The organism is Bradyrhizobium sp. AUGA SZCCT0105 (assembly GCF_018129565.1).
Taxonomy (GTDB): domain Bacteria; phylum Pseudomonadota; class Alphaproteobacteria; order Rhizobiales; family Xanthobacteraceae; genus Bradyrhizobium.
The window spans coordinates 71,258-84,581 of sequence record NZ_JAFCMK010000010.1 but is presented as its reverse complement, the minus strand read 5'-3'; the positions used below and the strand labels follow the sequence as shown (position 1 = coordinate 84,581).

Here is a 13,324-nt window from a genome sequence, read left to right as displayed (position 1 = left end):
GGAAAACCCGTCTCCACTATTCCGGACCACGCACTAAGGATCGAGGCGCATCGGCAGGCCGGCGCGCACCATGTGATCCTTGGCTTGGCGGATGGTAAATTCCCCAAAGTGGAAGATCGAGGCGGCCAGCACGCCGGTGGCATGACCCTCGCGGACGCCATCGACCAAATGATCGAGATTGCCGACGCCACCGGACGCGATGACCGGTACGGGAACACTGTCCGCGATCGCCCGGGTCAGCGGCAGGTCAAAGCCCTGCCTCGTGCCGTCCCGGTCCATCGAGGTCAGCAGGATTTCGCCGGCGCCGAGCGCGACGACCTCCTGGGCATATTCGATGGCATCGATCCCGGTGGCATTACGCCCACCATGGGTGAAGATCTCCCAGCGCTCCGAGCCGCCGGCGCGCTTGACCCGCTTGGCGTCGATCGCGACCACGATGCATTGCTCGCCGTACTTCTCGGCCGCCTCCTTGACGAATTCGCGGCGGCTGACGGCCGCGGAATTGATCGAGACCTTGTCGGCGCCGGACCGCAGCAGGGTCTTGATGTCGTCGACAGTGCGGACACCGCCGCCCACGGTCAGCGGCATGAAGCAGGCCTCCGCCGTCCGCCGCACCACATCCAGCATGATGCCGCGGTTCTCATGGGTGGCGGTGATGTCGAGGAAGGTGAGCTCGTCGGCGCCGGCGGCGTCATAGGCGATCGCGGCCTCGACCGGATCGCCGGCGTCGCGCAAATCGACGAAGTTGACGCCCTTGACCACGCGCCCGTCCTTGACGTCGAGACAGGGGATCACACGAACCTTGAACATGTCTCTGTCTCCTAAGCCGCGCTGCGGATCAGCTTGAGCGCGGCGGCGGGATCAAGCCGTCCGTCGTAGAGCGCGCGGCCGACGATGGCGCCGGCGAGCTTGTTGGCACGCGGCTCCAGCAACGCCTTGACGTCGTCGATCGAGGCAAAGCCGCCGGAGGCGATCACCGGAATCGAGATGCGGTCGGCGAGGGCGATCGTGGCGTCGAGGTTGAGGCCCTTGAGCAGGCCGTCGCGGGCGATGTCGGTGAAGATGATCGCGGCGACGCCGGCGTCCTCGAAGCGCTGCGCGATCTCGAGCGCGGTCACATGCGAGGTCTCGGCCCAGCCCTCGACCGCGACCTTGCCGTCGCGCGCATCGAGGCCCACGGCGACGCGGCCGGGGAATTTCTTGGCGGCGCCCTTCACGAACTCAGGATCGCGCACCGCCGCGGTGCCGATGATGACGCGCGTGATGCCCTTGCCGAGCCAGGCCTCGATGGTCTTGAGGTCGCGGATGCCGCCGCCGAGCTGCACCGGCATGGTGACGGCCTTCAGCATCGCCTCCACCGCATGCGCATTCATCGGCTTGCCCGCGAAGGCACCGTCGAGATCGACGACGTGGAGATATTCGAAGCCCTGCGCGGCGAAGCTCTTAGCCTGCGCCGCCGGATCGAGATTGAACACGGTGGCGCGTGCCATGTCGCCCTGCTCCAGGCGCACGCACTGGCCGTTCTTCAGATCAACCGCTGGAAAGAGAATCACGGCTTCCACTTCAAGAAGTTGGAGATCAAAGCGAGGCCGAAGCGCTGGCTCTTCTCGGGGTGAAACTGGGTGCCGATCGCGGTGTCCTTGCCGACGATCGCAGTCACCGGCCCGCCATAGTCGGCGCGCGCCAGCACGTCCGCCTCGTTGGCGGCGTTGAGGTGATAGGAGTGCACGAAATAGGCGTGACGCCCCTTCGGCCCGAGCGGCAGCCGCTCCAGCACCGGGTGCTCGCGCACCATGTCGAGCGTATTCCAGCCCATGTGCGGGACCTTCAGGCTCTCGTCGCGCGGCTCGATCTTCACGACATCGCCGCCGATCCAGTTGAAGCCCTCGGTGATCACGTGCTCCTTGCCGCGCGTCGCCATCAGCTGCATGCCGACGCAGATGCCGAAGAAGGGCCGCGCCTTGACCCGCACCGCCTCGGTGAGCGCTTCCAGCATACCGTCGACCGCATCGACGCCGCGGCGGCAATCGGCGAACGCGCCGACGCCAGGCAGCACGATCCGATCGGCGCGATACACCGCATCGGGATCGCGCGTCACCTTGATGGCTTGCGGATCCTGCATGCTGCGCGCGGCGCGCTCGAAGGCCTTTGCCGCCGAATGCAGATTGCCGGAGCCGTAATCGATGATTGCAACGGTCATCGCGATCCTCCTGGCTCTGGAAACAATCCGATGATGCCGCCCTGCGGCATCGGCGGGGGTTTTGAGAATGATTGACCGGGAACGTCCCGGGTCGGCGGCGGTCCGCCGCGATCGACAGACCGCTGGTCGTTGACGGCGCCGCGATGCCGCGCGGTCCAGCGCTCGAAGAAGCGGCGCTCGGCGGCGTCCCTGTTGTCGGCCACGACGATATCGATCTGGCGCCATTTGCGCCGCGACAGCGTCCAGCGTTGCAAGGTCGCGGCCTCCAGCCCGATCAGCACCATCAACACCAGGTCGACGAGCAAGATCGCGCCGCGGCCGATCCCGAGCTTGGCCAGCGCAAAGTCGATCGCAAAGGTCAGCACCAGCCAGCCGATCAGCGCCAGCCAGAGCCTGTTCCAGGCCAGCCAGACCACGCCGGCGACCGCGGCCCAGAAATGGAAGCCGTCGCGCACGAAGACGAACTTGTCGGCCGCCGCGAGATCGGCGCCGTTGGCCACGGGGGCATGCACTGTATAGACCGGCATCGAACGCTCCGCCGAGGATGGACTTTTACTTACCGCATGATCTCCGGGAAAACCGGTGCCACCGTTTCCGGATCATGCTCCCGGGGTCAGCCGCCGAGCTGACCCTTCGTCGAGGGCACTTCGCCCTGGGCACGCGGATCGATCGCAACCGCGGTCCGGAGTGCCCTCGCCAAACCCTTGAAACAGGATTCGGAGATATGATGGCTGTTCTCGCCATATAGGGTCTCGACGTGGAGAGTCACGCCGGCGTTCATCGCGAAGGCGTTGAACCATTCGCGCACCAGCTCGGTGTCGAACTCGCCGATCTTGTCGCGCGGGAACTCGACCTTGAAGACCAGCACCGGGCGGCCGGAAATGTCGATCACGACGCGCGACAGCGTCTCGTCCATCGGCATGTGGATCGAGGCGTAGCGGGTGATGCCGGCCATGTTGCCGAGCGCCTGCTTCACGGCCTGCCCGAGCGCGATCCCGACGTCTTCGGTGGTGTGGTGGTAATCGACATGGAGATCGCCATCCGCCTTCACCGTGATGTCGATGCGCGAATGCCGGGCCAGGAGGTCGAGCATATGGTCGAAGAAGCCGATCCCGGTCGAAACCGTGGATACGCCTGCTCCGTCGAGGTTGACCGTCACCTCGATGTCGGTCTCCTTGGTCTTGCGCTTGATGGTTGCCGTGCGCATGAAGATTAAGCTTTCCCGTGCCGAAAACGCCGGTCTTTTAACAGGCTGATGTCACCTTCGCTACTGCGGGATGACCCCGAAACGCCCTAACTTCGGGCCATGGTGACCCAAATTCCTTGCTAAATCGCCTGATTGTAACCCCCTGCCCGACCGCCTAAATCTGGCCCGGAAGAGAGGTAACCTATGCAAGCATCCCAAAATGAGCTGCCGGTCTGGCATGGCACCACGATCTGCACGGTCCGCAAGGGCGGCAAGGTGGTGATCGGCGGCGACGGGCAGGTCTCGATCGGCCAGACCGTGATCAAGGCCAACGCCAAGAAGGTCCGCCGGATCGGCAAGGGCGACGTGATCGGCGGCTTTGCCGGCGCCACCGCCGACGCCTTCACCCTGTTCGAGCGGCTGGAGAGCAAGCTGGAGCAATATCCGGGGCAGCTGACCCGGGCAGCCGTCGAGCTCGCCAAGGACTGGCGGACCGACCGTTATCTGCGCCGGCTGGAAGCCATGATGATCGTGGCCGACAAGGACGTTTCCCTGGTGCTGACCGGCACCGGCGACGTGCTGGAGCCCGAATCCGGGGTCATGGCGATCGGCTCCGGCGGCAACTACGCCCTCGCCGCGGCCCGGGCGCTGGTCGATACCGACAAGGACGCCGAGACCATCGTTCGCCGCGCGCTGGATATCGCCGCCGATATCTGCGTCTACACCAACCGGAACGTGACGATCGAGACGATCGGCGGCTGAGCATGGCCGGCCCCTATCGTTTCCGCCCGATGACGACAGCCGACCTGCCGCGGATCAGGCAGTGGCTGGCGTTGCCGCATGTCAGGGAGTGGTGGGGCGATCCGGCCGAGCAATATGCGCTCGTCAGCGGCGACCTCGACGAGCCGGCGATGGACCAGTTCATCGTTGCCGCCGAGGGCAACGATTTCGGTTACATCCAGTGCTACGACCTGACGGCGTGGAATTCCGGCTTCGGCAAGCAACCGGAAGGCACCCGCGGCATCGATCTCTTCATCGGCGCGCCCGACATGATGGTGGGTGGTCACGGCTCGGCGCTGATCCGCGCCTTTGTCGACGACCGGCTGGCGCAAGGCGCGCCACGCATCGTCACCGATCCCGATCCGGCCAATGCGCGTGCCGTGCGTGCCTATGCGAAAGCGGGCTTTCGGGAGGCCGGAATGGTCGATACGCCTGATGGGCCTGCGCTGCTGATGATCCGCGACAAATGACCTAGAGCATGATCCGGAAAAGTGCGAAGCGGTTTTCCGAAAAGATCATGCTCAAACAATGAGCTAACGTCGCAGGCGCGGAACGGCGCTTGCCGAGACCATTCTTTCAACCTAGCTAGAGCCAATGACCGACTTCTCCCCCCGCGAAATCGTTTCTGAACTTGACCGTTTCATCGTCGGCCAGGCCGATGCCAAGCGCGCGGTGTCGATCGCGCTGCGCAACCGCTGGCGGCGGCTGCAGCTTGCCGGTTCCCTGCGCGAGGAGGTTCTGCCCAAGAACATCCTGATGATCGGGCCGACCGGCGTCGGCAAGACCGAGATCGCGCGGCGGCTGGCCAAGCTTGCGGGCGCACCGTTCCTCAAGGTCGAAGCCACCAAGTTCACCGAGGTCGGCTATGTCGGCCGCGACGTCGAGCAGATCGTCCGCGACCTCGTCGAGGTGGCGATTTCGCAGACCCGCGAGCGCAAGCGCAAGGACGTTCAGGCCCGTGCTCAGCTCGCCGCCGAGGAGCGCGTGCTGGATGCGCTGGTCGGCCCCGCATCGAGCCCGGCGACGCGGGAGTCGTTCCGCAAGAAGCTGCGCGCCGGCGAGCTCAACGACAAGGAAATCGAGATCGAGACGCAGTCGTCCGGCAGCGGCATGCCGATGTTCGAAATCCCCGGCATGCCCGGCGCCCAGATGGGCGCGATCTCGCTCGGCGACATCTTCGGCAAGATGGGCGGACGCAGCAAGACGCGCCGCCTGACAGTCGAAGGCTCGCACGAGATCCTCGTCAACGAGGAATCCGACAAGCTGCTCGACACCGACCAGCTGGTGCAGGAGGCGATCAACGCCGTCGAGAACAACGGCATCGTCTTCCTCGACGAGATCGACAAGATCTGCGTGCGCGAGAACCGCCAGGGCGGCGACGTCTCCCGCGAAGGCGTGCAGCGCGACCTGCTGCCGCTGATCGAGGGCACCACGGTCTCGACCAAGCACGGCGCGGTCAAGACCGACCACATCCTGTTCATCGCCTCGGGCGCCTTCCATATCGCGAAGCCCTCGGACCTGCTGCCCGAACTGCAGGGTCGCCTGCCGATCCGCGTCGAGCTGCAGGCGCTGTCCCGCGACGACATGCGGCGGATCCTGACCGAGCCGGAGGCGTCGCTGATCAAGCAATATGTCGCGCTGCTGAAGACCGAGGGCGTCACGCTCGACGTCACCGACAGCGCAATCGATGCGCTGGCCGATGTCGCAGTCGCGGTGAATTCCACGGTCGAGAATATCGGCGCGCGCCGGCTGCAGACCGTGATGGAGCGGGTGCTGGACGAGATCTCCTTCACCGCGCCCGATCGCCACGGCGAGACCATCCAGGTCGACGCCGATTACGTGACCAAGCATGTCGGCGACCTCGCCAAGAACGCCGATCTGAGCCGGTTTATTTTGTAGGCAGCCCCGCTAAGATCGTCGTCCCTGCGAAAGCAGGGACCCATAACCACCGGCACCCGTCGTTGAAGCAAGCTGCAGCACCAGTCCTCGTCAAACGCGGGCCTGTGGTTATGGGTCCCGGGTCGCGCTTCGCTTGCCCGGGACGACAATGAGTTTGAACCTAGGATGGTGGCAAAATCCCTGGCGCTTGATGCTGGCCGTCAACGCGGCCGTGCTGGTCGGGGTGTTCCTGCACAAGATCGCGCTGCCGCCCTTCGTCCCGTACATCCATCTCTTGGTCGACTATCACTACGGCTTCACCAAGCGCGCGTTGATCGGCGCGATCGTGTCGCTGTTCACCGACAAGGTGCCGGTGTGGCTGGTGTTCGCGTTGGCTGGCGCGGTCTGGCTGGTAACGCTCGCCCTGTTCGCCACACTCTTTCAGAGGACATTCGGCTTCGACGATGCGCATTGGCCGCTGTTCATTTTCATCGCGGGATCGCCGTTCTTCCTGAAGAATTTCATGCACACCCTCGGCCATTTCGACATCTATGGCTGCGCGCTGACGATCGTGCTGCTGCTGATTCCGGCGCGCTCGGTCGTCTATGTGCTGATCGCGGCGCTGTTCTCGATCCTGCTGATCCTGATCCATCACATCTTCGTCCTGATGTATGTGCCGACCATCGCGGCAATCGTGGTGCTGCGCTTCTATCTGATGCAACGCGTGACGCCGCGGAACATCGCCATCGGCCTTATGGCGCTCGCGGCAGTCGGCATCCTGTTCCTGGTCGCGCAGTTCGCCGGCACGGTCGAAGTGCCTTACGATGAATTCATCCGTCACCTGCAAAGCCGGATGGCCGATCCGTCGCGGACCGACCTGCTTCAGTTCGGCTACATCTGGTACCAGCCGCTGTCGAAGGAGTTCGCCGACACCTGGGCGCGGATGCCCTCGAACATCCTGGGCGTCCCGGTGTTTGCGCTGCTGATCTGGCTGCATGCGCCGCTGTGGCGCTATTTCGCGCGGCTGATCGGCGCGCTTGCGAACGAGCTGCATCGGCGGATCGTGTTCGCCGCACTCATCATGATCAGCGCCGGCTATTTCGGGATGTTCGTGACCGTGTTCGACTATTCGCGCTGGATCTCGAACTGGGCGGTTTGCATGTTCCTGATGCTGCACGCCACCAGGATGCTGCCAGCGTCGAAGGACGTGCCGCCGATCCCGTCAGACGATCGCAAGACGACGATATCAGGCTGGATCGTTACGTTGATCCCCCGCGTCGGAATCGTGCGGCCGTTCTAATCATTTTGTTTGCGCATGATCATTCTCGGAAAACCGCTTCACACTTTTCCGGATCATGCTCAGCGCGCGCGCCGGACGCGCACATAGAGCGCGCCCTCGCCGCCATGGCCGATATGCGCTTCCTCGAAGCCGACCACCAGCGAACGGAATTCCGGCAGGCTGAGCCATTCCGGCACCTGGCGGCGCAGCACGCCGCGTTCGGAATCCGCCCCCCCGACCTTGCCCTTGCCGGTGATGACGAGCACGAAGGTGAGCCCGTCGCTGTGCGCGCGTTGCAGGAAGGTGAACAGCACGCGGTGCGCGCGGATCTGCGTCATGCCGTGCAGATCGAGCCGCGCATCGATCTCCTGCCGGCCGCGCGACAGCTTTGCACGTTCGCGGCGGCCGATCGGCGCCAGCGGCGGCACCTGTGGGCGCGGCGCCGGCGTCGCCTTGACCGACGTCACCGGCTTGACCGGGATGGGCTTGGCCGCGGCGTGGTGCGTGGCCGGGTCAGAAGCGTCGGCGTGGGCTTTCGGTGCGGCCGGCTTCTTGCGCAGCGGCTTGACTTGCTTGGCCACGCTCTCCCAGAGCGCACGCTCTTCCTCGCTCAGCGCACGCTTGCGCCGTGACGGAGCGGACAGGTCGGGGATCGGCGCGGGTCGTTTCATTGATCGCGGTGATGGCGATAGCGCCGAGTGCGCCGCTTCTCCGGTTGCGGAATGTCGGGCCGGGCGACCGGCAGCGGCACAGGTTCTGCCACAGGCGCCGACTGTGCAACAGAGGTCATTGCAGCCGGTGCTGCGGGCGCAGCATCCTTCGCGGGCGGGGCCTTGGCGGCGTCCTTGCTCCCAGCCCTAGCGACGGTCGCAGTCGGTACATCCGCCGGCTTGTCCTTCTGCGGATCGGTCTGCGGAAACAGCTTCGCGATTTTGGCCGACGGCCGCTCGTCAGGGATCGGCAGCTTGTGGCCGCGCGCAACGGGATCGAGACCCTTCGGCACCAGCATCACGAACTGCATATTGTGCCGCAGCCGGCCCGAGACCTTTCCGGCGTCCGCGCCGGCTCCGAAATAGAGATCGGCGCGCGCCGGGCCGACGATCGCCGATCCAGTATCCTGCGCGATCATCAGGCGATGGAACGGCGTCTTGGATTGCTCGGATTCGATCGGCAGCTCGCCGGCAATGAAGAACGGCGTGCCGTAGACGTGCAGCGCCTTGTCGACCGCGATCGAGCGGCCGGGCGTCAGCGGCACGCCCTGCGCGCCGACCGCCTCGTCCTTGTCGGACAGCGGAACCTCGCGGAAGAACACATAGGCGCGATTCTGCCGCCGCAGCTCCTTGGCACCGTCGGGATTCTGCTCCATCCACTCCCTGATCTTCTGCATCGACATCTGGTCCTTCGGGATGATGCCGCGGTCGATCAGGACCCGTCCGACCGGCGTATAGGGATAGCCATTATGCGCGTCGTAATTGATGCGCAGGGTGGTGCCGTCCTCGAACTTGATCCGCGCCGAGCCCTGGATCTGCGCGAACAACAGATCGGTCTGGCTCTTCAGCCAGGCGATCTCCAGCCCACGGCCGGCGATCGCGCCGTCCTCGATCTGACCGCGATCGTAATAGGGCACGAGCTTGCGCCGGCCGATCTTGCGATACACAGGACCGCTGTTGGGCAGGCCGACCGACGCTTGCGTCTTGCCGCGCACGAACAGGTTGGACGGCCGGCGATAGACCGGAACATTGTAGACGTCGGTCTGGGTCCGCGAGCCATCGAGCACCGGCTCGTAATAGCCGGTGACGAAGCCGGCATCCTCGCCGAGCCGCGAGATCCGCAGCGGCACAAAATTCTGCTCGAAGAATTCCTTCGCTTTCGCGCCACTGGCGAGATCGAGTCCCTTGGCGATCCCGCAGGGATCGCGCAGCGAGCTGCCGAGCGCCTTCGAATCCGCGGGCGCGCCCTGCTGGGCCGCGATCGGCTTGCAGCTGGTGCGAAACGCCTTGTAGGCCGCGAGATGATCGTCGTCGCTCCAGCCGGAGACGTTGGCCCAGGCGAGCGGCTCGTACTGGCTGCCGCTGACCTGCAACGGCAGTTCCAGATTGGGATAGGGGATCGGGTGGCTATGCTCGTGTCGCGGCGGAGCGTGCCGGCTCGACCTGTAGCGCGCGGCGATCGCCGCGGTGGAGCACACAACCGCGAGCGCACAGCACGCGATCGCGAGGCGCCCGTAGCTGAGATGTTTAGTGAGCGCTTCCAGTTCCAACCAGCTTCCAATTCGGATCGCGGGAAGTCGAGTCGCGGGCGAAGGTCCAGATGTCGGTGATGTCGGCGACCTTGTCCGGGCTGCCGTCGACGATCGTTCCCGCCTTGTCGCGCGTGACCGAGATCATCTGCGACACGAAGCGGACGGTCAGCTGGGTCGAGCGATCGCGCGTCTCGGCGCTGACGATCTCGGCCTTGTCGATCGACACGAACCGCGTCTCGGTCTTCTGCTCGTGCTTCTCGCGATCCTTGATCGCGGCCTCGAAGCTTTCATAGACCTCGGCCGACAGCAGGTCGCGCAGCGCGCGGCGATCGCCGTTGGCGAAGGCCAGCACGATCATTTCATAGGCCGAGCGGGCGCCCGAGAGGAAATGCCGCGGATCGAACGAGGAATCCTGGGCGACAACCGCGTCAAGACCCTGCGCCAGCGGCGTGCCGGGCTCTGCGATGCCCTTCCAGCGTTCCGTGGGTTCGACCGGTTCGGCGGGCGCGGCCGGGGCCGGCTGATCGATCACCGATCCCGGGATCGGCACGACGTTGTTATCCTGGCTGCGCTGCAGGACGTTGGGTGCTGCACGATCATACGGCGGCCGCTCGCTTCCCGTGCGCTGGCCGAGAACGCTGCGCAGGCGCAGAAAGATGAATACGGCCAGCGCCAGGAAGATGATGGTGTAGATATCCACGTCGAATTCGCTTTCTGGTCTCTGCCGGCAACGGGCCGGGCATCAAAGCGTTCCCGGTCGGGAACGGCAGAGATTACATCACCGATTGAGTCCGCAGCATGTAGGCACGAAACTATGCCCGGCCAATGGCGCTTTTTGGCACGGGCAAGTGTAGCGCGTTTTGACCCCGGGGGGAAACCCGTTCCTTCCCGGAAATCGCGTATCTTCAATAATTTAGGAAGCCGTTAAGGGATTGGGCGGAGTTGCGTTCACGATCCCGATGCCGGCGATTTGGCCGCAGGGACGCCAGCCCGCACGCGCTCGTCGTCCTTGTGGACCGAGCCGGGCCTATGATAGCCACTCGCCGGCATCGGCATTCCCAAACCTTAACGCGTGCCGTCGGACATCCAGTCCCGAGCGCCGCTCCAGGAGACATTTTCATGACCAATGGCAACGGCGCCCCCGTCGAGCAGCCCGCTCCCCAGCTCAACGTATTGGCGCAGTACACCAAGGATCTGTCGTTCGAGAACCCGAATGCGCCGACCTCGCTCGGCCAGCAGCAACAGCAGCCGGCGATCAACATCCAGATCAACGTCTCCGCCAACAACCTGTCGGAGAACGAGTACGAGGTGATCCTCTCGATCGAGGGCAAGGCCGAGTCGGCCGGCAAGGTGATGTTCAGCTTCGACCTCGCCTATGCCGGCGTCTTCCGGATCGTGAACGTGCCGAAGGAGAATTTGCACCCGCTGGTCATGATCGAGTGCCCGCGGCTGCTGTTCCCGTTCGCGCGCGAGATCGTCGCGACCTCGGTCCGCGACGGCGGCTTCCCGCCCCTGCTGCTCGACCCCGTCGATTTCGTCGGCCTCTACCGCCAGAACATGGAGCGGCAGGCAGCCGCCCAGGCCGCTTCTGGCGTCAAGCCGAGCTGAACTGAGTTAGAGAATACCGAAGCCTGACCCCGTCATCCTGAGGAGCGCGTAGCGCGTCTCGAAGGACCGACGGGCCACCGGCCGGGCCGTTCATCCTTCGAGACGCCGCTTCGCGGCTCCTCAGCATGACGGGAATACGTATAAGCGATCAAGCCGCCGGTGCTGCAGCGGGCGCTGGCGGCGGCAAGTAATCGTTCCAGATCGGCTTGTCGCCGAGCGTCGCGACGAACGCCCGGTGGGCCTCGCGATCCGCGTCGCTGACCCGCGCAACCAGCGCCGTCTCGCGCTGCCGCCGCGGCGTATCGCCATAGCTTCCGCTGCGCGCATCCGAATTTTCCGACGCCAGGATGAGCTGCGACTGCCGCGCCCCGATCAGGTCGATATAGACTTCGGCCAGCAGCTCGGCATCGAGCAAGGCGCCGTGCTTGGTGCGGCGCGAATTGTCGATCTGATAGCGCGAGCAGAGATCGTCGAGCCGGTTCGACACGCCGGGATGCTTGCGTCGCGCCAGCAGCAGCGTATCGACCAGCCGGTCCTTCGGGATGGCCTTCCGCTTGATGCGGTCGAGCTCGGCATTGATGAAGCTGATATCGAACGACGCGTTGTGGATCACCAGCGGCGTATCGCCGATGAAGGCCAGGAACTCGTCGACCACCTCATTGAACAGCGGCTTGGAGGCCAGGAATTCGGTCGACAGCCCGTGCACGGCGAACGCTTCGGCCGGCATGTCGCGTTCGGGATTGATGTAGACGTGGTAGGTCTGCCCCGTCGGCATGCGGTTGAAGATCTCGACGCAGCCGATCTCGACCAGCCGGTCGCCGCGCAGCGGATCGAGGCCAGTGGTTTCGGTATCGAGAACGATTTCGCGCATGACGTGAGGGAATCCCGGACAAGCGGGGCGAATCAGGTTCGCCGCTCCGGCATCTTAACAACCTCGGCCAGAATGTCGCGGATGCGCGCCCGCACCGGATCAAGTCCGTGCGAGGTATCCACGATGAAATCCGCGCGCTTGCGCTTCTCGGCGTCCGGCATCTGCTTGGCGATGATGGCGTCGAGCTTGGCGGCATCCATGGTGCCCCGCGCCAGCACGCGCTCGCGCTGCAGTTCCGGCGAGGTGGTAACGACGACGACCGCATCGACGCGCTTCTCGCCGCCGGTCTCATACAGCAGCGGCACGTCGACGACGACGATCGGCGCGCCGGCGGCTTCCGCATCGGCAAAGAATTTCTGCCGCGACGCGCCAAGCATCGGATGCACGATTTGCTCGAGCTGCCGCATTGCCGCAGGGTCGTGCACCACGCGTGCCGAGAGTTTTGCGCGGTCGACCTTGCCGTTCGCCGTGGTGCCGGGAAAGGCTGCCTCGATCGCAGGTGCGGCTTCGCCCTCATAGAGCTGATGCACGGCCGCATCGGCGTCATACACCGGCACGCCGGCCTCGATGAAGAGTTTGGCTGTGGTGGATTTTCCCATCCCGATCGAGCCGGTCAGTCCCAAAATCAACATCGGTTCAGCATCTCTCCGTCGCCATGCCTCGGCACCTCACACCGCGAGCAGTTTTTCGCGGCGCAGGAATGCGAGCAGCGACAATATCGGCAGGCCGAGGATGGTGAAATGGTCGCCTTCGATCTGCTCGAACAGATGCACGCCGAGGCCCTCGAGCTGGTAGGCGCCGACGCTGGTCGTCACCGCCTCCCCGGCCTGGTCGAGATAGGCTTCGATCTCCTCGGCAGCAAGCCGCCGCATCGTCATCAGGGCCACGCTCACATCGTCGAACAGGACTTTCCCATCGCGCGCGACCGAGACGGCTGAATGTAGCGCATGCGTCTGTCCGGCGAGCAGGCCGAGCTGCTCGGCAGCCTGGGCACGGCCGGCAGGCTTGCTGAACATCCGCTCCCCCAGCGCCAGCGTCTGGTCGGCGCCGACGACATATTGACCCGGCCTCTGCCTCGATATGAACAGCGCCTTCTCACGCGCCAGGAGCGATGCGATCTCGCCCGGCGCCGAAAGGCCGGAGTTTTTCTGCACCGCGCGTTCATCGATATCGGCCGGCAGCGCCTCGAACTCGAGGCCGGCGTTTTCGAGCAGCATCCTTCGCGCACGGCTTTGCGACGCAAGGATCAGCTTCTGCGGGCCGCGCCAGATGCTCATGAT

16 protein-coding genes are annotated in these 13,324 nt (G+C 64.9%); 5 read left to right on the top strand and 11 right to left on the bottom strand.

What is annotated here, in order from left to right:
* Positions 1-33 precede the first annotated feature (33 nt).
* The 5 genes from hisF to hisB form a co-directional block, all read right to left on the bottom strand.
* Positions 34-810, bottom strand: a complete 777-nt coding sequence (gene hisF / locus JQ573_RS33925; protein WP_092121002.1) for an imidazole glycerol phosphate synthase subunit HisF — start codon at positions 808-810, stop codon at positions 34-36.
* A gap of 11 nt (positions 811-821) precedes the next feature.
* Entirely contained in the window at positions 822-1,553 is a 732-nt protein-coding gene (hisA, locus tag JQ573_RS33920) for a 1-(5-phosphoribosyl)-5-[(5-phosphoribosylamino)methylideneamino]imidazole-4-carboxamide isomerase (protein WP_212312736.1), read from the bottom strand.
* Entirely contained in the window at positions 1,550-2,200 is a 651-nt protein-coding gene (gene hisH, locus JQ573_RS33915) for an imidazole glycerol phosphate synthase subunit HisH (protein ID WP_212312738.1), read from the bottom strand. The genes hisA and hisH overlap by 4 nt, the downstream gene beginning before the upstream one ends.
* Positions 2,197-2,727 carry a DUF2628 domain-containing protein gene (locus tag JQ573_RS33910; protein WP_212312740.1) on the bottom strand — a complete coding sequence of 177 codons (531 nt, stop codon included), beginning with the start codon at positions 2,725-2,727 and terminating at the stop codon, positions 2,197-2,199. Before JQ573_RS33910 ends, hisH begins: the two co-directional genes overlap by 4 nt.
* Before the next feature lie 86 nt (positions 2,728-2,813).
* Positions 2,814-3,407 carry an imidazoleglycerol-phosphate dehydratase HisB gene (gene hisB / locus JQ573_RS33905; protein WP_021078165.1) on the bottom strand — a complete coding sequence of 198 codons (594 nt, stop codon included), beginning with the start codon at positions 3,405-3,407 and terminating at the stop codon, positions 2,814-2,816.
* Between the two features lie 183 nt (positions 3,408-3,590).
* Here hisB and hslV point away from each other — a divergent pair, with 183 nt between their 5' ends.
* The 4 genes from hslV (at position 3,591) to JQ573_RS33885 (ending at position 7,344) form a co-directional block, all read left to right on the top strand.
* Positions 3,591-4,148, top strand: coding sequence for an ATP-dependent protease subunit HslV (gene hslV / locus JQ573_RS33900; RefSeq protein ID WP_024583062.1), 558 nt, complete (start codon positions 3,591-3,593; stop codon positions 4,146-4,148).
* Between the two features lie 2 nt (positions 4,149-4,150).
* Complete coding sequence (locus JQ573_RS33895; RefSeq protein WP_212312742.1) at positions 4,151-4,636, top strand: GNAT family N-acetyltransferase; 486 nt, start codon at positions 4,151-4,153, stop codon at positions 4,634-4,636.
* A gap of 124 nt (positions 4,637-4,760) precedes the next feature.
* The gene (gene hslU / locus JQ573_RS33890) at positions 4,761-6,065 is read left to right on the top strand and encodes an ATP-dependent protease ATPase subunit HslU (RefSeq protein ID WP_212312744.1); all 1,305 of its coding nucleotides are present in this window, start codon (positions 4,761-4,763) and stop codon (positions 6,063-6,065) included.
* A gap of 148 nt (positions 6,066-6,213) precedes the next feature.
* On the top strand, positions 6,214-7,344 hold the full coding sequence (locus tag JQ573_RS33885) for a hypothetical protein (RefSeq protein WP_212312746.1): 1,131 nt from the start codon (positions 6,214-6,216) through the stop codon (positions 7,342-7,344).
* A gap of 59 nt (positions 7,345-7,403) precedes the next feature.
* Here JQ573_RS33885 and JQ573_RS33880 read toward each other — a convergent pair whose 3' ends face one another.
* From JQ573_RS33880 to JQ573_RS33870, 3 genes are read right to left on the bottom strand one after another with little or no spacing between them, the layout of a single operon-like run.
* A complete protein-coding gene (locus JQ573_RS33880) occupies positions 7,404-7,994 on the bottom strand; it encodes a Smr/MutS family protein (protein ID WP_212312748.1) in 591 nt (196 codons plus the stop codon).
* Positions 7,991-9,577 (bottom strand): MltA domain-containing protein, encoded by a 1,587-nt coding sequence (locus JQ573_RS33875; RefSeq protein WP_212312993.1) that lies wholly within the window; start codon positions 9,575-9,577, stop codon positions 7,991-7,993. The genes JQ573_RS33880 and JQ573_RS33875 overlap by 4 nt, the downstream gene beginning before the upstream one ends.
* Positions 9,561-10,265, bottom strand: a complete 705-nt coding sequence (locus tag JQ573_RS33870) for a Tim44/TimA family putative adaptor protein (RefSeq protein ID WP_212312750.1) — start codon at positions 10,263-10,265, stop codon at positions 9,561-9,563. Before JQ573_RS33870 ends, JQ573_RS33875 begins: the two co-directional genes overlap by 17 nt.
* A gap of 419 nt (positions 10,266-10,684) precedes the next feature.
* Here JQ573_RS33870 and secB point away from each other — a divergent pair, with 419 nt between their 5' ends.
* Positions 10,685-11,173 (top strand): protein-export chaperone SecB, encoded by a 489-nt coding sequence (gene secB / locus JQ573_RS33865; protein ID WP_092121028.1) that lies wholly within the window; start codon positions 10,685-10,687, stop codon positions 11,171-11,173.
* Positions 11,174-11,321: 148 nt separating this feature from the next.
* Here the strand turns inward: secB and dnaQ are convergent, their stop codons facing one another.
* From dnaQ to JQ573_RS33850, 3 genes are read right to left on the bottom strand one after another with little or no spacing between them, the layout of a single operon-like run.
* Positions 11,322-12,044, bottom strand: a complete 723-nt coding sequence (dnaQ, locus tag JQ573_RS33860; protein WP_092121030.1) for a DNA polymerase III subunit epsilon — start codon at positions 12,042-12,044, stop codon at positions 11,322-11,324.
* Positions 12,045-12,076: 32 nt separating this feature from the next.
* Positions 12,077-12,676, bottom strand: coding sequence for a dephospho-CoA kinase (gene coaE / locus JQ573_RS33855; protein WP_212312752.1), 600 nt, complete (start codon positions 12,674-12,676; stop codon positions 12,077-12,079).
* Positions 12,677-12,712: 36 nt separating this feature from the next.
* The gene (locus JQ573_RS33850) at positions 12,713-13,321 is read right to left on the bottom strand and encodes a Maf family protein (RefSeq protein ID WP_212312753.1); all 609 of its coding nucleotides are present in this window, start codon (positions 13,319-13,321) and stop codon (positions 12,713-12,715) included.
* Positions 13,322-13,324: the final 3 nt, after the last annotated feature.

Bases quoted from the DNA above. Each gene is read 5' to 3' on its own strand.
- JQ573_RS33885 (WP_212312746.1), top strand. From the start codon at position 6,214: ATGAGTTTGAACCTAGGATGGTGGCAAAATCCCTGGCGCTTGATGCTG.
- JQ573_RS33850 (WP_212312753.1), bottom strand. From the start codon at position 13,321: ATGAGCATCTGGCGCGGCCCGCAGAAGCTGATCCTTGCGTCGCAAAGC.
- secB (WP_092121028.1), top strand. From the start codon at position 10,685: ATGACCAATGGCAACGGCGCCCCCGTCGAGCAGCCCGCTCCCCAGCTC.
- hslU (WP_212312744.1), top strand. From the start codon at position 4,761: ATGACCGACTTCTCCCCCCGCGAAATCGTTTCTGAACTTGACCGTTTC.
- JQ573_RS33895 (WP_212312742.1), top strand. From the start codon at position 4,151: ATGGCCGGCCCCTATCGTTTCCGCCCGATGACGACAGCCGACCTGCCG.
- hisH (WP_212312738.1), bottom strand. From the start codon at position 2,200: ATGACCGTTGCAATCATCGATTACGGCTCCGGCAATCTGCATTCGGCG.
- hisB (WP_021078165.1), bottom strand. From the start codon at position 3,407: ATGCGCACGGCAACCATCAAGCGCAAGACCAAGGAGACCGACATCGAG.
- dnaQ (WP_092121030.1), bottom strand. From the start codon at position 12,044: ATGCGCGAAATCGTTCTCGATACCGAAACCACTGGCCTCGATCCGCTG.
- hslV (WP_024583062.1), top strand. From the start codon at position 3,591: ATGCAAGCATCCCAAAATGAGCTGCCGGTCTGGCATGGCACCACGATC.
- JQ573_RS33910 (WP_212312740.1), bottom strand. From the start codon at position 2,727: ATGCCGGTCTATACAGTGCATGCCCCCGTGGCCAACGGCGCCGATCTC.
- JQ573_RS33880 (WP_212312748.1), bottom strand. From the start codon at position 7,994: ATGAAACGACCCGCGCCGATCCCCGACCTGTCCGCTCCGTCACGGCGC.
- coaE (WP_212312752.1), bottom strand. From the start codon at position 12,676: ATGTTGATTTTGGGACTGACCGGCTCGATCGGGATGGGAAAATCCACC.
- hisF (WP_092121002.1), bottom strand. From the start codon at position 810: ATGTTCAAGGTTCGTGTGATCCCCTGTCTCGACGTCAAGGACGGGCGC.